Origin of the sequence: Streptomyces sp. NPDC057543 (genome assembly GCF_042801895.1) — a bacterium.
Taxonomy (GTDB): domain Bacteria; phylum Actinomycetota; class Actinomycetes; order Streptomycetales; family Streptomycetaceae; genus Streptomyces.
On record NZ_JBHVFF010000107.1, the window covers coordinates 1 to 25,115 of the forward strand.

Annotated in this window: 22 protein-coding genes; 12 read left to right on the forward strand and 10 right to left on the reverse strand. The window is 71.1% G+C overall.

Annotated features, from left to right (window positions below; all coding sequences use genetic code 11):
* Window positions 1–75: 75 nt before the first annotated feature.
* Window positions 76–591: an Lrp/AsnC family transcriptional regulator gene (locus ACFU8Q_RS19320; protein WP_384455148.1), complete on the reverse strand. Its 516-nt coding sequence runs from the start codon at window positions 589–591 to the stop codon at window positions 76–78.
* A 245-nt stretch (window positions 592–836) separates the two neighbouring features.
* Here ACFU8Q_RS19320 and ACFU8Q_RS19325 point away from each other — a divergent pair, with 245 nt between their 5' ends.
* The 7 genes from ACFU8Q_RS19325 to ACFU8Q_RS19355 all read left to right on the forward strand — a co-directional run bounded on the left by ACFU8Q_RS19325 (window position 837) and on the right by ACFU8Q_RS19355 (window position 7,847).
* Window positions 837–1,727, forward strand: a complete 891-nt coding sequence (locus ACFU8Q_RS19325) for a polysaccharide deacetylase (protein WP_384455205.1) — start codon at window positions 837–839, stop codon at window positions 1,725–1,727.
* Window positions 1,724–2,839, forward strand: a complete 1,116-nt coding sequence (locus tag ACFU8Q_RS19330) for a C45 family autoproteolytic acyltransferase/hydolase (protein WP_384455151.1) — start codon at window positions 1,724–1,726, stop codon at window positions 2,837–2,839. Before ACFU8Q_RS19325 ends, ACFU8Q_RS19330 begins: the two co-directional genes overlap by 4 nt.
* On the forward strand, window positions 2,827–3,285 hold the full coding sequence (locus tag ACFU8Q_RS19335) for a VOC family protein (protein ID WP_384455154.1): 459 nt from the start codon (window positions 2,827–2,829) through the stop codon (window positions 3,283–3,285). The genes ACFU8Q_RS19330 and ACFU8Q_RS19335 overlap by 13 nt, the downstream gene beginning before the upstream one ends.
* Entirely contained in the window at window positions 3,282–4,115 is an 834-nt protein-coding gene (locus tag ACFU8Q_RS19340) for an SDR family NAD(P)-dependent oxidoreductase (protein ID WP_384455156.1), read from the forward strand. The genes ACFU8Q_RS19335 and ACFU8Q_RS19340 overlap by 4 nt, the downstream gene beginning before the upstream one ends.
* A 72-nt stretch (window positions 4,116–4,187) precedes the next feature.
* Window positions 4,188–5,231, forward strand: a complete 1,044-nt coding sequence (locus ACFU8Q_RS19345; RefSeq protein WP_384455158.1) for a Rieske 2Fe-2S domain-containing protein — start codon at window positions 4,188–4,190, stop codon at window positions 5,229–5,231.
* 14 nt (window positions 5,232–5,245) lie between these two features.
* Window positions 5,246–6,181: a PDR/VanB family oxidoreductase gene (locus ACFU8Q_RS19350; RefSeq protein ID WP_384455161.1), complete on the forward strand. Its 936-nt coding sequence runs from the start codon at window positions 5,246–5,248 to the stop codon at window positions 6,179–6,181.
* Window positions 6,182–6,401: 220 nt separating this feature from the next.
* Window positions 6,402–7,847 (forward strand): APC family permease, encoded by a 1,446-nt coding sequence (locus ACFU8Q_RS19355; RefSeq protein ID WP_384455164.1) that lies wholly within the window; start codon window positions 6,402–6,404, stop codon window positions 7,845–7,847.
* A gap of 97 nt (window positions 7,848–7,944) precedes the next feature.
* Here ACFU8Q_RS19355 and ACFU8Q_RS19360 read toward each other — a convergent pair whose 3' ends face one another.
* From ACFU8Q_RS19360 to ACFU8Q_RS19375, 4 genes are all read right to left on the reverse strand, one after another.
* A complete protein-coding gene (locus ACFU8Q_RS19360) occupies window positions 7,945–8,604 on the reverse strand; it encodes an endonuclease (protein WP_384455167.1) in 660 nt (219 codons plus the stop codon).
* Window positions 8,601–9,245: a DNA polymerase ligase N-terminal domain-containing protein gene (locus ACFU8Q_RS19365; protein WP_384455169.1), complete on the reverse strand. Its 645-nt coding sequence runs from the start codon at window positions 9,243–9,245 to the stop codon at window positions 8,601–8,603. Before ACFU8Q_RS19365 ends, ACFU8Q_RS19360 begins: the two co-directional genes overlap by 4 nt.
* A gap of 218 nt (window positions 9,246–9,463) precedes the next feature.
* A complete protein-coding gene (locus tag ACFU8Q_RS19370) occupies window positions 9,464–10,087 on the reverse strand; it encodes a hypothetical protein (protein WP_384455172.1) in 624 nt (207 codons plus the stop codon).
* 86 nt (window positions 10,088–10,173) lie between these two features.
* Entirely contained in the window at window positions 10,174–11,697 is a 1,524-nt protein-coding gene (locus tag ACFU8Q_RS19375; RefSeq protein WP_384455175.1) for a CehA/McbA family metallohydrolase, read from the reverse strand.
* Between the two features lie 183 nt (window positions 11,698–11,880).
* Here ACFU8Q_RS19375 and ACFU8Q_RS19380 point away from each other — a divergent pair, with 183 nt between their 5' ends.
* From ACFU8Q_RS19380 to ACFU8Q_RS19390, 3 genes are all read left to right on the forward strand, one after another.
* Window positions 11,881–12,726 carry an LLM class F420-dependent oxidoreductase gene (locus ACFU8Q_RS19380; protein ID WP_384455178.1) on the forward strand — a complete coding sequence of 282 codons (846 nt, stop codon included), beginning with the start codon at window positions 11,881–11,883 and terminating at the stop codon, window positions 12,724–12,726.
* Between the two features lie 91 nt (window positions 12,727–12,817).
* Window positions 12,818–14,302, forward strand: coding sequence for a peptidoglycan D,D-transpeptidase FtsI family protein (locus tag ACFU8Q_RS19385; protein WP_384455181.1), 1,485 nt, complete (start codon window positions 12,818–12,820; stop codon window positions 14,300–14,302).
* Between the two features lie 147 nt (window positions 14,303–14,449).
* Window positions 14,450–17,950: a hypothetical protein gene (locus ACFU8Q_RS19390; protein WP_384455184.1), complete on the forward strand. Its 3,501-nt coding sequence runs from the start codon at window positions 14,450–14,452 to the stop codon at window positions 17,948–17,950.
* A 280-nt stretch (window positions 17,951–18,230) separates the two neighbouring features.
* Here ACFU8Q_RS19390 and ACFU8Q_RS19395 read toward each other — a convergent pair whose 3' ends face one another.
* Both ACFU8Q_RS19395 and ACFU8Q_RS19400 read right to left on the reverse strand, forming a co-directional pair.
* Window positions 18,231–18,878, reverse strand: coding sequence for an HAD family hydrolase (locus ACFU8Q_RS19395; RefSeq protein ID WP_384455187.1), 648 nt, complete (start codon window positions 18,876–18,878; stop codon window positions 18,231–18,233).
* A gap of 142 nt (window positions 18,879–19,020) precedes the next feature.
* Window positions 19,021–19,866 carry a class I SAM-dependent methyltransferase gene (locus tag ACFU8Q_RS19400; RefSeq protein ID WP_384455190.1) on the reverse strand — a complete coding sequence of 282 codons (846 nt, stop codon included), beginning with the start codon at window positions 19,864–19,866 and terminating at the stop codon, window positions 19,021–19,023.
* Window positions 19,867–20,004: 138 nt separating this feature from the next.
* On the opposite strand from ACFU8Q_RS19400, the gene ACFU8Q_RS19405 reads away from it, so the two are divergent.
* On the forward strand, window positions 20,005–20,634 hold the full coding sequence (locus ACFU8Q_RS19405) for a TetR family transcriptional regulator (RefSeq protein ID WP_384455193.1): 630 nt from the start codon (window positions 20,005–20,007) through the stop codon (window positions 20,632–20,634).
* Window positions 20,635–20,804: 170 nt separating this feature from the next.
* The gene (locus tag ACFU8Q_RS19410) at window positions 20,805–21,617 is read left to right on the forward strand and encodes an isocitrate lyase/phosphoenolpyruvate mutase family protein (protein WP_384455196.1); all 813 of its coding nucleotides are present in this window, start codon (window positions 20,805–20,807) and stop codon (window positions 21,615–21,617) included.
* Between the two features lie 227 nt (window positions 21,618–21,844).
* On the opposite strand, the gene ACFU8Q_RS19415 is transcribed toward ACFU8Q_RS19410, so the two are convergent.
* The 3 genes from ACFU8Q_RS19415 to ACFU8Q_RS19425 all read right to left on the reverse strand — a co-directional run bounded on the left by ACFU8Q_RS19415 (window position 21,845) and on the right by ACFU8Q_RS19425 (window position 24,821).
* On the reverse strand, window positions 21,845–22,261 hold the full coding sequence (locus ACFU8Q_RS19415; protein WP_376222581.1) for an RNHCP domain-containing protein: 417 nt from the start codon (window positions 22,259–22,261) through the stop codon (window positions 21,845–21,847).
* Window positions 22,262–22,300: 39 nt separating this feature from the next.
* Window positions 22,301–22,702: an RNHCP domain-containing protein gene (locus tag ACFU8Q_RS19420; RefSeq protein ID WP_384455199.1), complete on the reverse strand. Its 402-nt coding sequence runs from the start codon at window positions 22,700–22,702 to the stop codon at window positions 22,301–22,303.
* Between the two features lie 421 nt (window positions 22,703–23,123).
* Window positions 23,124–24,821 (reverse strand): TlrC/CarA/OleB/SrmB family ABC-F type ribosomal protection protein, encoded by a 1,698-nt coding sequence (locus ACFU8Q_RS19425; protein ID WP_384455202.1) that lies wholly within the window; start codon window positions 24,819–24,821, stop codon window positions 23,124–23,126.
* Window positions 24,822–25,115 lie beyond the last annotated feature (294 nt).

The window sequence follows — 25,115 nt, forward strand, 5'->3', positions numbered from 1 at the left end:
CCGTGGGCCACCGCGGCCGCCCGCTGCGCATCGGGGACCCGGACGAGGACCTGGTCCGGCGGGAGCGCACGGCTGTCAGTCCGCCGTCGTGGCTGTCGTGGTTGTCGTGCCTGTCGCCGTGCTCGTCGTCGGTGTCGGCAGCGGGATCCGGCCGTTGAACCACAGCTTGTGGACGGCGACTTCGGGGACGGCCTCGGTCTCCTCCACGCCCTCCAGCGGCCGGACCTTCTGCTGGAGGAAGGTCCACAGCTCGTTGTCGTCGGCGACCAGGACCTGGGCGAAGACATCGGCCTTGCCCAGCAGCGTCGAGACGTAGCTGACCTCGGGGTGCCGGCACAACGCGGCCACCACCGACTCGTGGTGGGCCGGGGCGACCTTGAGGAACAGCAGGGCCAGGCGGCCCGCGCGCAGGACGCCCGGGTCGGCGAAGGCGGCGATCTTGAGCACGCCGGTCTCCTCCAGGCGGCGGTAGCGGGCCCGCACGGTGCCTTCGGAGACGTTCAGTGAGCGGGCGATCTCGCGGAAGGCGCGGCGTCCGTCCTCTTCCAGGGCCGCGATGATCGCGTGATCGAGGTCGTCCAGGTCGGTCATGGTGCCGATCCTAGGCACTCCCCGCACATCGGCCCGCCGCGCATTGCGCAGGGTCCGGGCGCCACGGGCGCGCAATGCGTGACACCACGGTGAACTTCTTCTGCATTTCGCGTACACCAACCCCTTGTCGGGGTGTATTGCGCACCGTACATTGGCTCGCACGCAGCAACGCGTAGCCATTCTTCTTCAGCGCTACGCGATGCGTAGATATCCGTTGTGGTCGCGTACGAAAGCGAGTCGTGACGATGCACCCGGCAGAACAGGGCCGACGGCCCACCGAAACCCCCGAGTCCCCCGGCTTCGCCTGGCCCGGCGGCGCCGACGCGGCCGTCTCCCTCACCTTCGATGTCGACGCCGAGGCCGGCTGGCTCGGCGAGGACCCCTCGTACGCGCGCAGGCTGACCACCCTCTCCGAGGGGCGCTACGGCGTGGTCCGGGGCATGCCCCGGATCCTGCGGCTGCTGGCCGCGCACAACATCCGTTCCACCTTCTTCGTGCCCGGCCACACCGCCGAGCTGTACCCGGACACCGTCCGCGCGATCCTGGACGGCGGCCACGAGGTGGCGCACCACGGGCATCTGCATCTGCGCAGCGACAAGGTGAGTGCCGACGAGCAGCGGGCGGAGATCGAACGCGGCCTGGAGGCACTGGACAGGGCCGGCGCACCCGTGCCGGCCGGCTACCGGTCCACCTCGTGGGAGATGACCCCGGAGACCTTCGGGCTGCTGGTCGAGCACGGCTTCGGCTACGACTCCTCCTGCATGGGCGACGACCGCCCGTACTGGGAGACCTGGGAGGGGCGCGCGCTCCTCGAACTGCCCGTCCACTGGTCGCTGGACGACTGGCCGCGCTACGGCTGGAACATCGACACCGGGGGCAACACCGCTGCCCCCGGCGAGCTGTACACCTCCTGGCTCAACGAGTACACCTCGGCCCGCGCCGAGCGCCGCCATGTCACGTACACCATGCATCCCGAGGTGATCGGCCGCCCGCAGCGCTTCGCCGAACTGGTGCGGCTGGTCGAGGAGATCGAGCGGCAGGGCGGCGCCTGGCACAGCACGCTCGCCGATGTCGCGGCCCACGTCCGCCCGCTGCTCCCGGCCCCGCAGGCCCAGCGGCTCCCGGGTGCCCGGTGAGCGCCGCGCCGGTGCCGCTCGCGCACCTCCGATTCACCTCCTCCGTCGCCGAACCCCGGGAACGGGGGCGGGAGTTCGGGGAGACCTGGCGCGAGCGGGTGCGGGCCATCGCCGAGGCGTACGGCGAGCTGTTCGGCCGGGCCGGAGTGCCCGACGCGGACGCGCTCGGTGCGCGGGCCCTGGCCCGGGTGGACGCCTGGGCGCCGGACCTCGCCGACGAGATCCGGGGCATCGCACAGGGCGCGGGACTGCCGGTCGACCGCGTCGCCGCGCTCAACGCCCGTACGGAGATCCTCGCTTCGGGCCGGACACCCGGCCCCGGCGAGTGCACCACGCTCGTGGCGCTCGGCGGCCCCGGGACGGAGCCGGTCGCCGCGCAGAACTGGGACTGGTACGAGTCGCTGGCCGGCGGCTGGCTGGAGTGGGAGATCCCGCACCCCGACGGACGCGTCACCCGCACCCTCACCGAGTTCGGTGTCGTCGGCAAGATCGGCATCAACGACCGGGGCGTGGGCTGCCTGTTCAACATCCTGCACCACCGCCGCGACGGCTCCGGGACGGGCGTGCCCGTCCATGTGGTGGCCCGTCGGCTCCTCGACGGGGCGGACACCGTTACCGAAGCCCTGAAGATCGCCGGGAGCGCCGGTTCGGCCGGAACCACCGCGTCGACCACGCTCACCGTCGTCGGCGGGCTCGACGCCGGCAGGACCGCGGTCTCCGCCGAGCTGTGGCCCGGCGGCATCGGGCACGTACTGCCGGATCCGGACGGGCTGCTGTTGCACACCAACCACTTCCTGACCCGCCCCGCCGCCGACGGCGACACCGAACCGGTCACCGACCCCGACACGATCGTGCGGTACGAGGTGCTGCGCCGGACGCTCCACGGCCGGGGCGCGGACCTCACCCCGGACGAGGCGTTCGCCGCACTGGCCGACCACACCGGCGGGGTGTGCGTGCACTCCGCCACCGACGGGCCCCACGAGTTCCGGACCCTGGCGACCGTCTTCCTCGACACCGCCGCCCGCGCCCTGCGGGTGTTCCCCGGCCCGCCCTGCACCCACCCCGAGCCCCGACTCCCGAACCACCAAGGAGCTGTCCCGTGCCGCAACTGAAGCGCATCGACAACATGGACATCCTCAGCCACGACGTGCCGCGTCTCGCGGCCTTCTACCACGGCGTACTGGGCCTGCCCTTCCACCTTCCCTACGAGCCGGAGGAGGGCTGGGCCGCCATCGACCTGGGCAACGTCACGCTCTACCTCTTCACCTCCGAGGCCGGTGAGCACGCCCCGCGCCGCACCGAGGTCAACGCCGAGAACGCGCCCGGCCTGGACTCCTTCGCCTTCGAGGTCGACGATCTCGACGCGGCCGTCGCCGAGCTGGACGGCAAGGTCGAGTGGGTCACCGAGGAGCAGATCGTCTGGAAGCACCCCAGCGGCGTCTGGTATCGCTACCGGCCGTTCTACGACCCCGACGGCAACATGCTGTACGTCACCGAGCCGCACCCGGAGGCCGCCGCGCACCCGGAGTCCGCCGCGAACCCGGAGCCCGCCGCATGAGCGCCGCAACCACAGCCGCGACCGGCACCGACACCGCCGCCACCACCGCCGCAGTCCAGGGCGAGGTCCGCGCCCCCGGTTCCGTGCACGACCTGACCGGCCGGGCCGCGCTGATCACCGGCGCCGCCCGCGGCATGGGCCGCGCCCACGCGCTGGCCCTGGCCGGCCGGGGCGCCAGGGTCGCCCTCGCCGACCTCGACGCGGCCGAGCTGGCCGAGACCGCCGCCGCCGTCGAGGAGGCGGGCGGTGAGGCACACACCTTCACCACCGACATCACCTCCCGCGAGGGGGCCGAGACGCTCGTCGAATCTGCCGCCGCGGCGCTCGGCGGTCTCGACATCCTGGTCCACAACGCGGGCCTGATGTTCTCCATGACCGGGCTCGCCGACACAGACGACGCCGACTTCGACCGGCTGCTCGCCGTCAACGTACGGGCACCGCTGTATCTGACCCGGGCCGCCCTGCCCCATCTGCGGCGCAGCGCGGCCGCGCGGGTGGTGTTCGTCTCCTCGCAGTGGGGCCAGGTCCCCGACGGGCACAGCTACGGCTACATGGTGTCCAAGGCCGGGCAGTTGGGCCTGATGAAGACCCTGGCCAAGGAGTTCGCGGCCGAGCGGATCACCGTCAACGCGGTGACGCCCGGGGCCGTCGCCACCCGGATGGTACCGGCGGAGAACTACGAGGCCGAGGTCGCCGCCGTGCCCGTCGGCCGGCTCGCCCAGCCGTACGAGATCGCCGAGGCGGTCGCTTTCCTGGCCGCCGACACCGGTGCGTTCGTCACCGGACAGACCATCCCCGTCAACGGCGGCGCGCTCCTCGTCGGCATCTGACCCGACGCCACCCCCCTCCGATACCACTTCCCGGGCCGCTGCTCGGCTCCCTCGTGAACAAGGACGTTCCTCATGTCCACTTCCCCCCGCACCACCGACACCCCCATGACCAAACGGGAGCAGGCCGAACGGGCCATGCGCCACAGCTGGTTCCCGGTGGCCCGGTCCGTCGACCTGGAGACCCCCGAACCGGCCGTGCTCCTCGGCGAGCAGCTCGTCGTGTTCCGGGACGCCGACGGCGTCGCCCGGGTGACCGCCCGCCGATGTCCGCACCGCGGCGCGGATCTGTCGCAGGGCAAGGTCACCGGCGGCTCGATCGGCTGCCCGTACCACGGCTGGCGGTTCGACGGCGTCGGCGGCGGCTGCACCCATGTGCCCTCGCTGCCCGACCAGTCGAAGATCCCGCCGAAGGCGGCGATCCGCAGCTACCCGGCCGTTGAGCGGTTCGGGCATGTGTGGACGGTGCTGGAGGAGCCGGTCACCGGGCTGTACGACCCCGAGGAGTGGCACGGCCACGACCTGGTCTGGCTGGCCGCGGAGCCGCTGCACTCGCCGACCGGGGTCGCCGCCGCGATCGAGAACTTCCGCGACGTCGCCCACTTCCCGTTCGTCCACCAGGTGTCGATGGGCCCGACCCCGGAGGTCGTGGAGCCGCTCCAGGTGCGGCGCGACGGCATCGACGTCCACATGGAGCGTCCGCTGGACGCGGGGGAGGGCGACTGGGCGAACCAGGGCGACTGCATGATGTCGTACCACTGCACGGCCCCCGGCTTCGCCAGCATCAGCTACCACTACGAACAGGCCGGGCTCCGGGTCGTGGCGGGCTTCCCGTCGCCGGTCGGCTACGAACAGGTCAAGATCTTCTGGGCGGTCGCCAACGACCGCGACTTCAAGGGCGACTCCCTGGAGGAGTGCCTGCGGGTCGAGGAGATGGTCTACCTGGAGGACATGCCCGTCGTGGAGAACCTCTCCCCGCGCGAGGTCCCGTGGGACGCGGAGGTGCCGGAGTTCTCCGTGCCCGCCGACCTCTTCACCCTCAACTACCGTCGCGCGTTCGTCGAGTTGATGAACCGCACGGCGAAGGCGGTCGACGCGGCGGGCGGCACGGCGTCATGACCGAGGTGTGCGAGGTGACGGCGCCGGCCGGTACCCGGGTGCTGGAGGTGCGGGAGGCCGGGGCCGCCGCGGACGGGGTGCTGTCCCTGACCCTCGCCGATCCCTCCGGCGCTCCGCTCCCGCCGTGGACGCCCGGCGCCCATGTGGATCTCCATGTGGCGCCGGGGCTCGTCCGGCAGTACTCCCTGTGCTCGGACCCGCAGGACACCGGGCACTACCGGATCGCCGTACTGCGGGTGCCGGACGGGCGCGGCGGATCGGCGGCCGTGCACGAGACGCTGCGGGCGGGCAGCAGGGTCGCGGTCTCGGCGCCCCGCAACCACTTCGAGCTGGTCGACGCCCCCGAGTACGTGCTGGTGGCGGGCGGCATCGGGATCACCCCGCTGCTGGCGATGGCCCACCGGCTGACCGCCGAGGGCAAACCCTGGCGGATGCTGTACGGGGGCCGTTCCCGGACCACGATGGCGTTCCTCGGCGAACTCCCGCCGGACCGGGTCGCCGTCGTCCCGCAGGACGAGGCCGGTCACCCGGACCTGGCGGGGTACCTGGCCGCGACGCCGGGCGCCACGGTGTACGCGTGCGGCCCCGGCGGCCTGCTCGACGCCGTGCGCGAGCTGCACCCCGGCCCGGTCCACACCGAGCGCTTCACCGCACCGGACCCGGCCGGGAACCCCGACGGCGACCACGCCTTCGACGTACGCCTGGCCCGCAGCGGCCTCGATGTGCACGTGCCCGCGGACACGAGTGTGCTGGACGCGGTCCGGGCGGCCGGGGCCGAGGCGCCGTCGTCCTGCGAGGCGGGCATCTGCGGCACGTGCGAGACCGCGGTGCTCGACGGGGTCCCCGACCACCGCGACGCACTGCTCACGCCCGAGGAACAGGAAGCCGGCGCCACCATGCTGATCTGCGTGTCCCGCTGCCGCGGGGCACGGCTCGTCCTCGACCTCTGAGTCGGCCGGACCCGCCCGCCCCACACCTGCCGGACGGGCTCCGGCGTGACGCACCCGGGGCCTTTCGTTTGGATCACGCCGGGCACGTGTGCCCCGGCCCCGCGCCCCGCTCCTTGATCCGGTCTGATCCAAACGAAGGACCCTGGCGCGGTGCGCCCGTCGGAGCTCGTACGGCCCCCTTCTCCCACCGCACTCCGCGTGCTCTTCCAAGGGGTCACCCATGTCCAACCCCGTCACGTCGTCGTCCACGGACCACGCCGGTACCGACCGTCCCCCGCAGACCGGGCAGGAGCAGCCCGCCCTCGCCAAACGCATGCGCTGGTACGACGGCTTCGCCATGTCGCTGACGATGCCCGCGGCCCTCGTGGCCTCGCTCGGCGCGTCGATCGGCGGTCTCGGCGCCTGGGGCGCCATCGCGCTGTGGGCGGCCTCCATGGTGCTGGCCACGGCCACCAACTGGATCTACACCGAACTCGCCGCGATGTTCCCCGAGTCGTCCGGCGGGATAGCCCACTACGCCACCGAGGGCTGGAAGTCCCGGGCCCCCGTCGTCGGCCCGCTGGCCAGCGTCGGCTACTGGTTCCCGTGGACGACCTCGCTCGCCATCTACGCGGGCATCATCGGCTCCTTCGTCCGGGCCCAGTGGTTCCCCGGCCAGAACTGGACCGTCGAACTCGGGCCCGCACAGCTCAGTTTCCCCATCGCCGTGGGCCTGGCCGTCATCGTGCTGCTGTTCTGCGCCGCCATGATCGGGCTGCACGTCGCGATGTGGGTGATCTATCTGACCGGCGGCATGCTGATGGTGCCGCTCGTGGTCTTCCTCGTGATGCCGTTCCTCGGCGGCGAGTGGTCCACGACCGGACTGCACTGGGACCTGCACGGGCTGAGCGGGGTCCGCGAGGCGCTGGTGTGGCTGTACGTGATGGCGTGGACGTCGTTCGGCGTGGAGGTGTGCGCCACCTTCGCCCCCGAGTACAAGGACACCGTCCGCGACACCTCGCGGGCCCTGCGGGCCGGAGTTCTCTTCTCCCTCGGGGTGTTCGTCCTGCTGCCGCTGGCCCTCTCCGGGTACCTGGGCGAGCAGAAGATCGGCGAGGAACCGACCACGTTCTACGTCGGCGCGTTCCAGGAACTCGTCGGCGGGGCAGGCGGGTTGATGACGGTCTTCCTCATCGCCTCGCTGCTGCTCATCATGATCACGGGGCTGGCCGACGGCTCCCGGGTGCTCTTCAACATGGGCAAGGAAGGCATCACGATCCGGCAGATGGGCGTGCTGAACCGGCGCGGCGTCCCGGCCCGTGCGCTGGTGGTCGCCCTGGTCATCAACATGCTGGTCCTGGTGTGCCTGAAGACTCCGCTGGCCATTCTCGTCACCGGGAACCTGGGCTACATCCTCACGCACGTCCTGGCCGTCTCCGGCTTCGCGCTGCTGCGCAGGGACCGCCCGGACCTGCCGAGGCCGATCCGCCTCCCCGGCTTCTTCGTCCCGCTGGCCTGGCTGCTCTCCGCGTTCATGACGCTCGTCCTGGTCGTCGGCGCCACCGGGTTCTCGGTCACCGGGTACGGCGGCTACAAGGAACTCGGTGTCGCGCTGGCGGTGCTGGTGACGGGCGTGCTGCTGTGGGTGTACCGGACGAGGGTGCAGGACCGGCGACCGCCGGAGTAGGGCGTACGCCGTGCGGGGGCGGGCCCACCGGGGCGGCCGGGGCGTACTCGGACCTCAGGACTGAAGGTCCGAGGCCTCGGCCTCGGGCCTTCACGCCTCACGCGTACGCTGCGACGTCGTCCACGACGTGCTTGTCCAGCGCGGCGCGCACCAGAGCCGCCGCGAGCTCGGCGGGCCCCTGTTCATGGGCCTGCCCGGCCTGTTCCGCCAGTTGTACGAGATTCGCCGGCGAGGAGGGCAGCCCCAGTTTCTCGGCGCCCTGAAGCGCCTTCCCGTCCAGGAACGGTGCCGCCTCCGGCCACACGGCCTGCACCTCGCGGACGAAGATGTCCGCACCGGCCGGGCCCATGCCCGGGGTCCTGCGCAGCCCGGACCGCAGGATGTCCAGGTCGCCGTCGGCCTCCTTGCGCAGCCGCCGCAGATCGCCCCCGTACTCGACGAGCAGCAGCTCCGCCCCGTCACCGAGCTGGGTGGCGGTCCGTTCGTCGTAGCGCCGGTAGCCGCCCTCGCCCAGGGCGTCGACGCGCTCCTGCCAGGTCGCTCCGATCATCCTGTCCGGGGACCGCAGGCCGTGGGCGAAGAGCGCACGGGCCGCCGCCACCGCCACGGACGCCCGGATGCGGGCACTCAACAGATCGCTGAGGACGAGGAGTTGGTAGAGAGGCTGCGGTGTGTTCCGCAGCCTGATGCCGGCCTCGGCTGCATAGGTGGTGCCGTAGCGGTCGAGGAGCACCTCCACGGTTCTGCGCGCGGTCACGGGGCCCCGCCCCCTTCCTCGGCGGCGACCTGCTGCAGCGTGCGCCCCGTACGGGCCGACCGTGCGCGGTACGGGTCGGGCGTGTCCGGCCCGTCATGGGTGGCCTGGCCGTCCTTCGCCTTGATCAGCAGCCACACCTCCTCGCCCGGGGCGTCGTTCCCGCTGCCGCCTTTGAAGCGGGTGAGGGCGAACTCGCCGTGCAGCTTGGTCCCGTCGAGCCAGAAGGTGGCGTGCCCGTCCTCCAGGGACTGCTCGAACGACACCGGCGCGCCCCAGCGGTCGTGGCTGAGCGGCCGGTAGGTGCCCTGGTCCCAGACGATCACCGTGCCGCCTCCGTACTCGCCCTTCGCGATCACTCCCTCGAAGGTGCGGTATTCCAGCGGGTGGTCCTCCGTGGGGACGGCCAGCCGCCTCTCGCGCGGGTTCTCGGACGGGCCGCGCGGCACCGCCCAGGACTTCAGCACGCCGCCGACCTCCAGCCGGAAGTCGAAGTGCATGCGCCGTGCCTGGTGGATCTGGACGACGAAGCAGGGCGCCGGACCCGTTTGCCCGCCGTCTCCGCGCGGCTCCGTAGTCGCGTCGAAGTGCCGTTTGCCGCGGTACTCCCGGAGCCGGTCGTCGTTCCCGCCGGTCACGTTCATCGGGATACCTCCTCCGGCAGCCCGCCGGATGCCCCCTTCCCCCCTTCCACTGTGACGCTCCCGGGCGTGACGTGCACAGGGACGCCGACACCGGAGCAGAGGGCAAGTATCTCGACATCAAGCCTCTTGGCATGGAGGCTGTCGGTGAAGTCGGTCCGCTCGGTCCGCCTGATCCGGGCGCCCAGCCCGCAGGCCGCGGGCGCAGCGGCGCGTCGTGGTCAGTAGAACCGCGGTCCGGCGTCGGTGACTCTTGCCGTTTCGACCAGGCCGGGCTTGCCCTTGTCCACGGTCTGGCAGCTGTACTCGGTCTTCGCGTTCAGCGGCACCAGCACGGCCTCGGGAATGTTGTTGCAGCGCACAAGCTCGGGGTTGTAGTTGCCGTAGAGCAGGCGGGCGGCGCCGTCTCGGGTGAGGACGCCCTTGCGCGGGACCGCTTTGTACTGCACCACGTTGTCCGACCAGCCGGACTTCTCGCCGATGGTCACATCCCACACCACTTCGAGGCCCTCGTAGGTGATCGTGCAGGTCACCTGCGTACCGGCCTTCGAGGCCACGTCATTCGGGCACTCGCCGACGGTCTTCCCCTCGGCCTTGGCCATGTCGAGCGTCTTGCGGCGCAACTCGTACGCCAAATTCTTGCTGAACGGGGCGTCGGCCTCCGGAGACGGCTGCAGCTCCCCCTCCGGCATCGCCGGCGGCTTGGGCACTTTCTGCGGAAGCACGGGAAAGGCCGACGCCGACTTGGCACCGGCGTCGTCCGAGCCGGAACCTCCGCCCGCGCACCCCGTGACCAACAGGCCCACCGCACCGACCATGACGGCTGTAACGATCTTTATCCGCATGGCCGTCACTCTACCGAGGGGGCAACCGGCGCCGGGCGGGGCTTCTCGCCCCGCCCTCTCCGACGAGTACCGACCCCGCCGACCTCCTAACCCTCCAGGAACACCGGATTGGTGAGCGCCGCCAGTGCCCCCGGCAGCCCCGGCGCCGTCGCCGGATGCCGGACCTCGGCCCGCACATAGGCGGCGTACGCCGGCGTCGTACGCCACTGAACCGTCCCCGTCCCCGACGCCGGCAGTGCGGCCGTGAACAGCGTGCCCTGGTCGGTGACGAAGTGTGCGGTGCAGCCGGGCGCCCCGGTCACCTCCAGCCGCACGGTGACCGGGGTGTCGTCCCCGTCCACCCGCAGCCGCTCACCGATCCCGGCGTGCCCGCCGCGCCCGCCCGAGACGCCGAAGGACAGGGTGACGGCGGACGACTCGGCGATGTACGAGTGCCCGGCCCGGATGCCGGCCACGATCGCCTCGCGCGACAACTCGTCGGCCAGGACCACGGTCTGCGGCAGCCCCACCTTGTCCGGCTCCCGGTGCGCGTCGCTGTTGCCCATCGCCGGAACCCACGGCTTCGACGAACGGACGGCGGCGACAAGGGAGTTGTCCCACTCCGCGAGGGCGATCTCGTCCTCCGGGGTGTACGCCCCGTTCCACACCTCCACCGCGTCCGCCTCGCCGAAGCCGAACTTCCAGTGGCAGCCGATGCAGGTGGCGTGCGGATGAGCGGGTACGACCAGACCCCCGGCCCGGCGCACGGCCTTCGCGTAGTGCCCGAACCGGTTGTCGCGGGCCCGGTAGCGCCAGTCGACCCAGGTGCCCGGGTCGGTGGCGAGCGCGAGCACGTGCCCGTTGCGCGTGGTGATCTCCTCGCCCGTGAGGACGAGCAGGTCGTCACCCCACAGCCCGCCCCACGCGCCGTGCGCGGAGTACGTGTTGTGTTCGCTGCTGTTGATGAAGTCGAGCCCGGCCGCGCGCGCGGCGGAGGCGACCTCGGCCGGGGTGCGCCTGCCGTCCGAGTGGACGGAGTGGAGATGACAGTCCCCGCGGTACCAGGCGCGCCCGCGCCCCTTCGCGCGCTCCGGCGGGTACACGGGCTTCGGCGTGGACCCGGCGGGCCCGAAGCGCAGGGTGACCGTCACCTCGTACGGCAGCCCTTCCGGGGCGACGGTGTACGGCCCGAGGGCGATGTACCAGGTCCCGGCCCGAACCGGACCCGCGATGTAGCCGGGCGTCGCCTCGTCCGCCCGGATGAAGAAGCTGCTGCGCGCCCCGCCGGACCACCCCCGGAACCCGCGCCCGCCCAGCTCCGTGCCGCGTTCGTCGAAGATGCCGATGTCGAGGGCGTTGCCCTGGGTCCCGGCCGGGACGGGCGTCTTCTCGTACGTGTACGAGACGGCGATCTCCCGTACCCCGCGCTCCACCTCGACCGGCAGGTACACATAGTCGGGCGACCCGGTCGGCAGAGTGCCGCGCACGGTCCTGGTCCGGTCCGGGGCGTCGTCCCCGGTCGCGGCGTCGGCGAAGCTCACACTGCCCAACGTTAGAGCGGTGGCCGCCGTCCCGACGAGAAGGCCGCGCCTGGCCATCGGAAGGTCGTCGGCGGATTGCGTTGCGGACATGCGAGTGGCTCCCCGGGGTGTCGTGAGGGGCGAGGGATGACGTACCCGACCCTGGCCGCGCACCGTGAACTCCGGGGAAACGGCGGGAGGAATGACCGGGGCCCGAACTCCCGGACGCTCGGTTTCGCGCACCGCACGGCATACGTTGGGGCCGTCACCGGACCACGACGGAGGAGTCCTCGTATGCGGATCGCCACCACGATCTTCCTCACCGATGAGACGATCACGCCGCTGCGGCTCGCCCGCGAGCTCGAACAGCGCGGGTTCGCCGGGCTCTATCTGCCCGAGCACACCCACATCCCCGTCAGCCGGGAGACCCCCTATCCGGCGGGCGGCGAACTTCCGCCGGAGTACGGCCGCACCCTGGACCCCTTCGTCGCGCTCGCCCAGGCCGCCGCGGTCACCGAGCGCCTCGCCCTCGGCACCGGCATCACCCTCGTCGCCCAGCACGACCCGATCGACCTGGCGAAGCAGATCGCCACCCTCGACCACCTCTCCGGCGGCCGGTTCACGCTCGGGCTCGGCTTCGGCTGGAACGTCGAGGAAGCCGCGGACCACGGGGTGAACTGGTCGACGCGCCGGGAGCTCGTCCGCGACCGCATGGCCCTGATGCGAGCCCTGTGGTCGGACGAACCGGCCGCGTACGAGGGCGAGTTCGGATCGGTCCGCGCCAGCCGCGCGTACCCGAAGCCGGTCCGGGAGCCGCGCGGCCCGGTGAACGGACCCCGCACCCTGATCGGCGGGGCGGCGGGCCCGAAGCTGTTCACGCACATCGCGCAGTACGCCGACGGCTGGCTCCCGATCGGCGGCCGAGGCCTGACGGAGTCCGTACCGAAGCTCCGCGAGGTCTGGGAATCGGCCGGCCGCGACCCGAAGCACCTCCAGGTGGTCCCCTACGCGGTGCTCCCGAGCCCGGGGAAGCTGGCGCACTACGCGGACCTGGGCATCGAGGAGGTCGTCCTCCAACTGCCCCCGGCCGGAGAGGCGGAGGTACTGCGGGCGCTGGACGCGTATGCGGAGTACCTGTAACCGCTCGGCGCAACCAATTCACCCTCTCTTCGCATCTTCATCGGTTGGAGATCGAAGGGGTCTGTCGAGCAGACCCGGGGTGAGGAGAGCGATGAACAGGCCGCTGCGGCACATAGCCATATTCTGCGGGCTGCTGGTGATGGCTCTGCTGCTGCGGGCGAACTGGCTCGGGTACGTCCAGAGCGAGTCGCTGGCCACTCATGAACGCAACAAACGGGTGCAGATCGCCCGGTTCGCCATCCCGCGCGGCGACATCGTCGTGGGCGGCCGGGCGATCACCGGCTCCAAGGCGGTCGACGGCACGGACTACAAGTACCAGCGGACCTTCAAGAACGGCCCCATGTACGCCCCGGTCACCGGCTACGCCTCCCAGGCGCAAGGCATGTCGCTCCTGGAGAAGACGTACGACAGCATCCTCAGCGGCCAGGACGACCGGTTCGCGTTCAGGCATGCCAAGGACATCCTCACCGGCGAGGAACGGCGCGGCGGTGCGGTGATCACCACGATCGACGCGAAGGCGCAGGCGGCCGGGTACAAGGGACTGACCGACCTCGGCGCGCGCGGCGCGGTCGTCGCTCTCGACCCGCGTACCGGAAAGGTCCTGGCCCTGGTCTCCACACCCTCGTACGATCCGTCGGTCTTCGCCGGGATCTCGTTCAAGGAGGGCGACCGCTTTCAGGCACTCGTCAAGGACAAGAGCAAGCCGCTGGCCAACCGTCCGCTGCGCGAGACGTACCCGCCCGGCTCCACGTTCAAGATCCTGACGGCGGCGGCGGCCCTGGAGAACGGAGTGGTGACCGACGTCGACGCGGCGTCCGACGCCGTCTCTCCGTATCCCCTGCCGCTTTCCACGAACAAGATCGGCAGCGAGGCGGGCGACGCGGTGTGCAGCAAGGCGTCCATGAAGACCGCCATGCAGCACTCCTGCAACAACGTCTTCCTCGACGCGGCGTCCAAGGTCGGCGCCGACAAGATGCGTGAGACCGCGGAGAAGTTCGGCTTCAACTCCGATGTCTACTCCGACGAGTTCGGCGACATGCTCGCCACCAGGAGCCTCTACCCGAAGGAACTGGACAAGCCCGGAACCGCACTCACGGGCATGGGTCAGGGCAGCCTCACCAGCACACCGATGCAGATGGCCATGGTGACCGCCGCGCTCGCCAACGACGGCAAACTGATGCAGCCGTACATCGTCGAAGAGCTGCGCGGCCCGGACCTGTCGACCCTGGAGAAGCACGAACCGAAGCTCAAGAGCCAGGCCGTGTCCGAGGCGACGGCGAAGAAGGTCCAGGAAATGATGGAGTTCACCGCGAAGGAGGGCAGTGCACAGCGGGCCCTGATCGACGGCGTCACGGTCGGCGGCAAGACCGGCACGGCGCAGCGCGGTGTGAACGTGAAGGACGAGGTGCCGTACGGCTGGTTCGTCTCGTACGGGAAGAAGGCCGACGGGCGGTCGGTGGCGGTCGCGGTGTTCATCGACCCGACGGACATGGACATCTCCCGATCGGACATCTCCGGTGGCCGGCTGGGTGCGCCGATCGCGAAGAGCGTGATGAAGGCGGTACTGGGCAAGTAGCTTCCTTGGGCATGTGTGCGATCATCGTGTGCACTCTTCTTTACGAGTCGCACACATGTAGCGCGCGTTCCGGGCCGTACCGCGTTCGCTCGTCGTTCGCGAAGTCCCGGCGGAACGTGCTCACTTCACCGGTCCGGGGGGAACGGAATGCCCAACCGCCCAGGTACGGCCGCGAGATCCGTGGCATACACCGCTCTGCTGCTCACCTTGTCAGTCCTGCTCTCCCTACTGATCCCCGCGGACGCCGGCCGGGCGTACGCCGCCGAGGTGGCCCCCGCCCCCGCGGCAGCCGCCCCGGCCGACGAGAACTGTGCCGCGCTGCCTCTCTCCGCCTTCGGTGAAGCCGCCCCGGCGGAAGGCGCCGTGACCATCCCCGCGAACGAGACGGTCTGCCTCACCATCACGGCCGAGGCGCCCGGCCTGCACAAGGTCGGGCTCATCGGTGGCAACGCCGGGAGCACGTACGCCCAGGTCTTCGACGGTGACACGGAGATCGACTGCTACGACCCCGAATGGGGCGCCGGCTGGTGCGAGTTGCCCCGTGCGGGCGCCTTCACGCTCCAGCTGGTGAACAACTGGCCCGAGCCGAGCAGGCCCACCGTCGCCGTCGTTCCCCTCGGCACCACCAAGGGCTGCGCACCGGAGATCAGCACCGCCTGGGACACCGCACCCGTCGTCGGCTCGGCAACCGCAGCGAACGCGATCCAGTGCCAGCCGTTCACGGGCAGGCCCGGTGAGCGGATCACCAATAAGATCACGACGACCGTGTACGGCCAGAGCCTGTCCTGGATCACCGACGAGACCGGTGCCCGGATCTGCCCCCACTTCAATGAGGACGACAGCGAGGGCTGCGTACTGCCCGGCGACGGCCCGTACCGGGTCCTCTCCCAGGTCAGCTACGCGGAGCGGGGCTTCCCGGCCGAGTACACCCTCACCGTCCGCCGCACCTCCGATCCGGCCGGCTGCACCCACGTCCCCCTGAGCGCGTACGACTCCGCACCCACGACCGCGGACCCGGCCAGCGGCTGCAAGACGTTCACCGCCCCGGCCGCCGGACGCTACAACGTGTACTCCGTCCACGACGGCGCCCGTTCGGTGCTCGCCGTGTACGACCGGGACGGCAAGACCGTCTGCACCACCTGGAACGGCTGCAGCCTTCCCGCCGCCGGTGACTACACCGTCTTCACCGACGACCCGACCCTCATCTTCGACGGCTCAGCCACCACCGGCTGCGAGCCCGTCGAACTCGGTCTGTACCGCGGTACGTTCACCTCGGCCGGTGAGATCGACTGTCTGGCCCTGCCGCTCCCCGCGGACGCCCGCCTGGCCGTGTTGAAGGACCTCAGCGGGTCCGGGCCGCGCTCCGAGGTGACCGTCGTCGATGCCGACGGCGTACAGCGGTGCAATGGAACCGACCTCTCGGCAGGTACGTGCGCACTCACAGGCAAGGCCCCGTTCCGAGCCCTGGTCTCCACCGACAGCCAGTCGAATCCGACCGGCCCCTACGCCCTCGCCCTGCACCGCACCGACGCGGCGAGCGACTGTGCGGCCATTCCGGCGGGCGACTTCAGCACGACGAGCCCGGCGGCCCGGCTCTCCACCGGCGACGGTGTCTTCTCGCACTGCCTGACCATCCCGGCCGACGACCACAGCGCCCGGGAGAACCTCCAGCTCCAGGCGGCCCCCGGCACCACGGCCACCGCCGCCTTCACCGTCCTGGACCCCCACGGCAAGCAGGTCTGCTCGATCTACTCGTCCCTCTCCACCTGGACGACCTGTGAACTGGCGCCCGGCGTAGCCCACACCGTGCTCGTCACCGGCCGTGACACCGCCGCCGACTACACCCTGACCCGCCGCGATGTCACCGCGGCCGCGAAGGGCTGTACCCCGAACCCGGCGACGAAGGTCGGCGGTCCGTCCACCGGCGGTGCGATGGGCGCCCCCGGCGAGCTGCGCTGCCGCCAGGTGACCACCGCCGACGCCAAGGACAGCCTGCACATCAACGTCCGTGATTCGCTCGGCACCGCGAACGTGGTGGTGTACGACGCCGACGGCACCGCCCTGTGCAACAAGAACCAGGCGTGTGCCGTCACCGGTTCAACCCACTACCAGGTCCTGGTCACCGTCCGGTCGGGGCTGAAGGCCGCCGACTCCTACCGCTTCGACGCCCTGCGCATCGCCGGCGCGGAGGGACCGGCCGCCGAGTGCGAGAAGGTTTCCAGCATCGCCTACGGATACGGACCGGTCACCGGCACCCTCGACGAGCAGCACACCGCCGTCTGCGCCGCGCTGCCCACCGCGTACCGCGACCGCTTCGACATGAAGATCAGCGACACGACGGGCGCCACCGAGACGGCGGTGCCCGCGCTGTACGACTCGAGCCTCGACAACGGCTGCATGCGCTTCATCCCCACCGGCTACGAATGCGCCGTGAACGAGCCGTACACCAAGGAGACCACCCCGAGCATCCTCGTCCTCTCGCTGCCGGAGACGGCATCCAAGACCTCGTACGAGGCCGAGGCGGTCTGCACGTCCGTCCTCTGCGGTACCGAGCAGGTGACCATCGGGCAGATCACCCCGGCCACCGGGATCACCGGAACCAAGGTGACGGTCCAGCTGACCGGTACGTCCCTGCACAAGGACGACGAGGTCGTGCTGTCGCTCGACGGCAAGCAGATCACTTCGACCACCACCGCGGTGTCGGCGGACCGGCGGACCTTGACCGTCGTCCTCGACCTGACCGGGGCCGCCCTCGGCACCTGGAACGTCGGCGTCGACACTCACAACGGGTGGGGGTACCAGCGCGGCAGTTTCACCGTCACCGCGGCCCCGCTCAAGAACAGCGCACTCCCGGCGATCACCGGCACGGCCAGGGTCGGTGACCGGCTCACCGCGTCCAGCGGCACCTGGACGCCCGCCCCGGCCTCGTTCACCTACCAGTGGAACGCCGACGGAAAGGCGGTGTCCGGCGCGACCGCGTCCACGTACACCGTCCCGGCTGCACTGCTCGGCAAGAAGCTCACCGTCACCGTCACGGCCCACCGCCCCGGCACCCCGGACGTCCGGGCCACCTCGGCGACGGTCACGGCCACCCGGGGCGCGGCGCCCAGGGCGACGACCGCACCGAAGATCACCGGTACCGCGAAGGTGGGCGCCAAGCTGACGGCCGCTGCCGGCAGTTGGACTCCGTCCGCCACCTCGTACGCCTACCAGTGGAAGGCCGACGGCAAGGCGATCAAGGGCGCGACCGCGTCCACGTACACCGTCCCCGCGGCACTGCTCGGCAAGAAGGTCACGGTCACCGTCACGGCCCGCCGCACCGGCCACGCCGACGGCTCCGCGACGACCGCTTCGGTCAAGATCGCCACGGGCAGCGCGCCCAAGGCCACCAAGCAGCCCACGATCTCCGGCACGGCGAAGGTGGGCCGCACGCTCAAGGCCGCCCACGGCACCTGGACGCCCGCCCCGACCTCGTACGCCTACCAGTGGTACGAGAACGGCAAGGTGATCAAGGGCGCGACCAAGTCGTCGCTGACGCTCAAGTCCGCGCAGCGCGGCAAGAAGATCACCGTGAAGGTGACCGCCCGCCGCACCGGCCACGCCAGCGGTTCCGCCACGAGCAAGGCGACGAAGGCGGTCGCCCGCTGACATCGGCAGTGTGATCAAAAGGGCCGGGCCCCTCACCGTGAGTGGGGGGCCCGGCTGTCGGCGGCCCGTTTTGCGGCCCGCCGCGTCGTCACCTCACGGTGACGGCGTCGCCGGTGGAACGGCGACCCCTTCATCCTCGAGTTGTCCTTGCTCGTCATGGTGATCGGGAACCGCTTGATGTTCTTCACCCCGACGATCACGTTGCTCAGCGGCAGGGGGAGAACGGAGTAGCCGTCACCCCGACGTTCCTTACGTGCGAGGAACGCGGGTTGATCAGTAGTCAGATCTCCGTCAGGAGTGTCGGAAGTTTGCGCATGTCGTCGAAGACCACGGTGTCCGGGCCCTCCAGCCAGTGTGCCGGGGTCAGCCCGCCCGCGTAGCCCAGCGACCGCATGCCGGCCGAACGGGCTGCCTGGACCCCGTACCGGCTGTCCTCGACGACGACGCACGCCGCGGGGTCCACCCCCATCTGCCGGGCCGCGTGGAGGAAGAGGTCGGGGGCGGGCTTGCCGTGCGCGACCTCGGTCGCGCTGAAGATCCGGCCCTCGAAGTGTGCGTGGAGCCCGGTGTGGCCGAGGGTGTGGCGCATCTTCTCGTGGCTGCCGCTCGACGCCACACAGGTGGGCAGCGTGAGGGCGGCCAGCGCCTCGTGGATGCCGTCGACCGCGACGAGCTCGGCGTCCACGGCGGCGCGGTGGAGCTCCTCGAAACGCTGCTGCCACGCGGCGGACCGGCCGGGCAGACGGGCGTCGATCAGCTCGCCGACGGACGTGTCCGACCGGCCCACGAACTTCTCGATCACCTCGTCCGCCGTCAGCGGCCACCCCAGCTCCGCACCTACTTCGACCTGGATGCGTACGGCGATTCGTTCGCTGTCGACGAGTACGCCGTCGCAGTCGAATATGACGAGTTCTGGGGGAGTGGTCATCCGGACAGGATAAGGACACCGCCGACCCCGACGTTCAGCACCTTGCTCAGACCGTCAGGACGTGCGGTTCGTCGGCCGCGCAGTCGTGGCAGTTGCCAGGGGTGGGGGAGCGGAAGGCGCGGTCGCGGTCGGCCGAGCCGGGTTACTTCGGGCGGTTGGCCGTGACCAGCCAGGCGGTGCTGCGCAGTCGCACCGCGCCGTTCTCCTCGTGGGGGCGCAGGACGTCCCTGAGTGCCTGGCGGGCGCGGTCCTGGGTCTCCTGGTCGACCTGGCTCGTCAGGTGGCGTCCGGGACCGGAGCCCAGCAGGAAGGCGGCCGCTTCGTCGGCGTCCTGTCCCCATGTCCCGTGAGCCTCTACGCGTGCCGCGGCGATGTGCGTGAACCCGGCGGCGGACAGCACTTCGCTGGTGCGGTCCGGGTCCGCCAGGGAGAACATTCCCGGACTTCCCGGCGTGCCGAAGCCTCCGACGGGCAGGACGTCGCGCAGTGTCGCGATGGCCTGGAGCCATTCGTTGCCCTCGGCGTCCGCGCCGCAGATGAACGCCATGCGGCCGCCGGGGCGCAGGGCCTGTCCGATGTTGGTGAAGGCGGCGACAGGGTCGGCGAAGAACATCACCCCGTAACGGCTGATCACGACGTCGAACGAGCTCGGCTCGAAAGCGTGGACCTGGGCGTCTCCTTGCTCGAAGGACACGTTGCCGACGTTCTCGCGTTGTGCTGACTCGCGGGCGCGCTCCAGCATCGGCGCCGACAGGTCCAGGCCGACGACCCGTCCGTTGAGCGCCTGGGGTGCGGCCAGGCGGGTCGTGCGGCCGGCTCCGCAACCGATGTCCAGGACGTGGTCCTGTTCCCTGATGGCGGCGGCGGCGAGCAGGGGTTCGTTGAAGCCCGCGTTCACGGCGTCCCAGCGGTCCTGGTTCCGGGCCCAGTGGGTGCCTTCGTAACCGTTCCACGCCTGCGCCTGCTCGGTGTTGACGATGTGTTGCATCCGGTGCCTCCTGCTGGTGGGTGAGGGGCCTGCCGTGCCTAGAATGGGCATCCGCCCAAACAGTATGGGCGGATGCCCATTCCGGCAATCCTCTTCTTGCGCCGGGGCGTGCAGCAATCCCGCACCAGGAGAGGTCCTATGTCACCGCGTGGAGTAGCGATCCCCGACGTTCGCGAGCGGCTGTTCGCCGCCGCGGAGCGGGTCCTGGCCCGTGAGGGCCCAGTCGCCCTGACCGGCCGTGCGATCACCGGCGAGGCGGGCTGCGCCAAGGGGCTGTTGCACGCCCACTTCACCGGGCTGGACGAATTCGTTGCCGAGCTGGTCCTGGACCGGTTTGCGCGCACCGCCCGGCAGGCCGGGGAGCTTGCCGGGCGAGCGGGCCAGGCTACTGTGGCCGAGAACCTCGTCACGGTGGCGCTCGCGCTTCTGACCTCCGCAGGCCCGACGGTCACCGGCCTTGCCCTCACCCGCCCCACCGCCGCCACCCGGGTGCGCCAGGCACTGGAGGCCGGCGCACCCGGCTTCACCGCAATCCAGGACTCGATCAACGCATACCTGGGCGCCGAACAGCGGCTCGGGCGCCTCGCGGACGATGCCGACACCACCTCACTCGCGCTCGCCGTCGTCGGAACCGTCCACCACCTGCTGATGACCAGCTGGGCCGATGCACCGGACCCCCGCGATCAAGTGGAACGACTGGTCACCCTGCTCGCCGGTGCTGCCGGGGCCGACCCCAACGGCGCCACGGCCGCCCAGGAACCGTCCTGACAGCGGATCAAGCTGGGCATCCTCCAGTTCTGCGGGCATCAGGCACCGCAAGGTCTCGGCTCGTCGTGAGGCCGGGCGTGGGGGACTCGTTCTGCCCGACTGATCCGAGGCCGACGTCCATGTCGGATTCTTGCCAGACGATGGGTGGCGGCCGGTGTTTGACTGCGTCCGTGACCACCACACAGTCGGACAAAGCCCGCCTCTTCCGCTCCCTGCACACCCCGCCCGTACCCCTCCCGCTCGCCAACGCCTGGGATGTTGCGAGCGCCCGTGTCATCGAGGCCGCGGGCGCCCCGGCGATCGCCACCACCAGTGCCGGCGTCGCCTGGTCGCTGGGTTCTCCGGACGGCGACGTGCTCAGCCGCGACCGAGCGGTTGACCTGATCGCCCGAATCGTCGCCGCCGTCGCGGTTCCGGTCACCGCTGACATCGAGGGCGGGTACGGGAAGGATGCCGCCGGCGTTGCCGAAACGGTCTCCGGGGTGCTCGCGGCCGGCGCCGTCGGCGTCAACATCGAGGACGGCACCCGGCCTCCGGCAGAGCTCGCGGCGCGGCTGGCCGCGGCCCGGCAGAGCGCCGACCGGGCAGGCGCGGACCTTTTCCTCAACGCCCGTATCGACACCTTCCTGTTCGGGCTCGGCGACCCGGACACGCGGTTGAAGGAAACCCTGGCCCGGGCGCACATGTACGTCGATGCGGGCGCGGACGGCGTCTTCGTCCCCGGCGTCACCGACACCGCCACCATCGCGGCGCTGGCCAGGGACATCTCCGTACCGCTGAACGTCATGGCGGGTCCCGGCGCCCCGACCGTTGCCGAGCTCGGCGCCCTCGGCGTGGCTCGCGTCAGTCTCGGCTCGGGCGTGGCACAAGCCGCCTACGCCGTCGTCCGCCGTGCCGCACAGGAGCTCTTCGGCACCGGCGACTACGACTCCCTCGCCCAAGGCATCGCCTTCCCCGAACTCGACGCGCTGCTCTCCGAGTGATACGTCCGACCGTCACCGGCCGCAGGCGCAGGGCTCACGGGTCCCGGACACCCATCCGCACAACGTGACACCACACCCCCCACATGCCACCTTTTTTCTCGACCATGCCCGAGCCGCGCGGCTCCGCGACCGGCCGGCCCGACCCGGACACGCCAGACGGCGCGCGTACCACCCTCGGCGCCCGGTCAGAGCCGTCGCCGGGACGGCGGTGACCGGGCGCCCCCGTGTCAGAGCGTGAGCAGTGCTCGTACGGGGATGGCGGTGTCCGACAGCGGGCGTACCGCCATCCGCATCAGGGCGAGGGCGTTGTCGTCCCCCGCGATGCGGTTGGCGCTCAGCTCGCCGCAGGTCAGGCACTCGTGGATGATCGCCCACTCCCCGTCCTGCCGGACGGACAGGCTGAGTGCCGTCATCCGCCCCCGGCAGTCGGCGGCCCGGTCGCCCGGTATCCGCCGGTCGACGTGGAGGCTGGTCAGGCAGTGCGGGCAGTGGTTGCGGTGCCCGGTGCCCGGTGCGTTCAGCGGTACGTCGAGTCGGCAGCCGACGCAACGGAACGCGTCGCCGTGGGCGCCGCCCGGTCCGTGCAGGACGTCCTTGCGCCGCTGCGGTCGGTGGGCCGGTCGGCGGGGTCTACGTCGTGGCACGGTGTGGCCTCCGTCCTGTCCTCGGTCGTCGTCGGTGGGTCACAGGGCACCGAACGCTTCGAGAGGGAAAGGCGGTTGGGCCAGCGGTCGCACGGCCATCCGCATCAGGATCAGCTGGTTGTCGTCTCCGCAGACCGGGTTCGAGGTCAGCTCGTCGCAGCGGGTGCAGCGGTGGATGACCATCCAGTCGCCGGTGCGGAGCACCGCGATCGAGATCGGGGTCATGCGTGCCCCGCAGTCGGACGGGCCGCCCTCGATGTGGTCGAGGCAGTGCTGCGAGTGCAGGCAGCTGGGGCAGTGGTTGCGGCGGCTGCCGTCGGGCGCGAGCGTGGCGACGGTCAGCCCGCACCACAGACAGGTGAAGGTGGCGGTCCTCAGATAGGCGCCGGCGCCGTTGGCGGAGGACTTGGTCGGACGGTGCTGGGGGTTGTCGGTGGACACCCGGTTATCTCCTTGCCGAAGAGGATGAGCAATGCAGCAGGGAAGTACCGAGCAGCCCTCGGGGGGCACGGGTCGGAGAGGCGCGAGCCGTCAGCCGTGATCACGTACTGACGAAGCGGAGACGCGCACCGGTCAGGGCACGCGGGTCAGCGCGATACCGCGGGCGTGCGCATGCACGCAGCTCCGATCGCCCCGGCGCGGTTGGAGGCGCGACGAGGGAAGCTCGGAACTACTGGCCGGGGCATACATCACTTCTTTCCAGGGCGGGCGCCCATGGCTCGGAGACGGTCGACACCGTGGTCGAGGTGACCGTAACAATGCGCCCGGGCCGGATCCAGCGATTATCGGGCCGCACGGATACGGGTGGGGTGACCCGGCCGGAGATCGGGCCGGGCCACCCCGGGCAGGGGAACGTGCGTGCTCAGGAGTGAGTCGGCGGGTGGATCGGGCTGCGGGCGGGGGTGGCCTGCTCCGTCGCCGCGAGTGACCGGTGCCGTGCGACGCGGCCTGCGCGCAGCTCCAGGTGGTTGCCGGTGAAGCGGGCTCGCAGGCGGCGGTCGTGGGTGACGACGACGACCGCTCCCGGGTAGTCGGCCAGTGCGCCTTCCAGCTCCTCGACCAGGGCGGGGGAGAGATGGTTCGTGGGCTCGTCGAGCAACAGCAGGTCGACGGGATCGGTCACCAGGCGGGCCAGTTCGATGCGGCGCCGCTGCCCGTAGGACAGCTCGCCGACCCTCAGACGCAGGTCGTCCGGGCGGAACAGACCGAGCGAGAGAAGGGCGTCGGTGTGTGCGTCCGGGTCCCCGGCCCTGTTGTGGGCGAAGGCCTGCGGCACTGTCAGGCCGGGCGGCCACGGTGTTTCCTCCTGCCGCAGGTGCCCGACCCGGCCCGTGGTGCGCACGGTCCCGTCGTCGGGTCGCAGTTCGCCCGCGAGGACCCGCATGAGTGTCGTCTTGCCGGCCCCGTTGGGGCCGGTGACCAGCAGCCGGTCCTCGCCGCCGATCCGCAGGGACGGCACGCACAGCCGGTCCCCGACGCGGACGTCGGTGAGTTCGGCCGCCGCCTGTGATGTCCGGGGGCCCGCGGTGGCGATGCGGGCGGCGAGGACGAGCGGGTCGGGAGGCGGTGCGACGGGGCTGTCAGTGAGACGCTCGACGCGTTCCTTGGCGTTGCGGATACGAACCATCGCTCCGTGCCCGCGGCCACGGGTACGGAATCCGCCGTGCCCGAACACGGCCAACGGCAGCTTGCGCGGAACGGCGTCGAGACGGGCCGCGTTCGTTGCGGCCAACTTCTGGTTACGGGCCAGCTCCGCGCACCAGTCCTCGTACTCCCGCAGCCGGCGCCGACGTTCCGCGGCCTTGGCGGCGAGGTAGCCGTCGTAGCCGTTCCCGTAACGCGACACCTTGCCCTCGCCGACTTCCAGGACCGTGGTGGTGACCCGCTCCAGGAACACCCGGTCGTGGGTGACCGCGAGCAGCGTGCCGCGATGCGCGCGCAGACACGCCTCCAGCCAGCTCACGGCCCGGTCGTCCAGATCGTTGGTCGGCTCGTCGAGCAGGAGCAGTTCGGGCCGGGACGCCAAGGTGGCGGCCAGCGCGAGACGTGAGCGTTCGCCGCCCGACAGCGTGCCGAGCGCCCTGCCGCGCGCCAGGCCCGGCAGACCGAGCCCGTGCAGTGCGATGTCCACCCGGGCATCCGCCTCGTACCCGTCACGTGCCTCGTACCGGGCAACCAGCCGGGCGTACGCGTCGAGCGCTGCGGCGAGCTCCGCCCCGGCCAGATTCTTCAGCCCGGCCTCGGCGCGGCGCATCCGGCTTTCGAGGTCGCGCAGCTCGGCGAGGGCCAGGTTCACGGCGTCCTGGACATCGGCTTCGGGCGGCAGCGCCAGGGACTGGGCGAGATGGCCGACGCCACCGGGCGCGACCACGGTCAACTCGCCGTTGTCGGGCCGGTCCTGTCCGGCAATGAGGCGCAACAGGGTTGACTTCCCCGCCCCGTTGTCGCCGATGATGCCGGCCTTTTCGCCCGGTCCGACGGTGAAGGACACCTCGTTCAGCACGGTGTGGTCGTCGTAGCGGCGGGTGATGTGGCGGAGGGAAAGTTGTGCGGTGGGCATGGAGGAGTCCCCTGTTCTCGGCCGGTGCCGATCGGAACGGGCAGCTGGACGCGTCCGCGCACGCCATGGCCCCTCACGCCCCGCCGCGCAGGCGGCATCGACGCAGGAGAGCAGGAGCACGGATGAGAACGTGCGACGGCGGAGCCGAGCTCAACGCGGTCGCACGGGGACTGTCACAGGGAACCCATACGCAACACCGTACGGGGAGGTCTGCCGATGCGCATGTCATTTGTCGTCCACGCGCCAGGTGTCCGGGCAGCCTCGCCTCCCTCTCGCGTCATGACGCGTACGGGC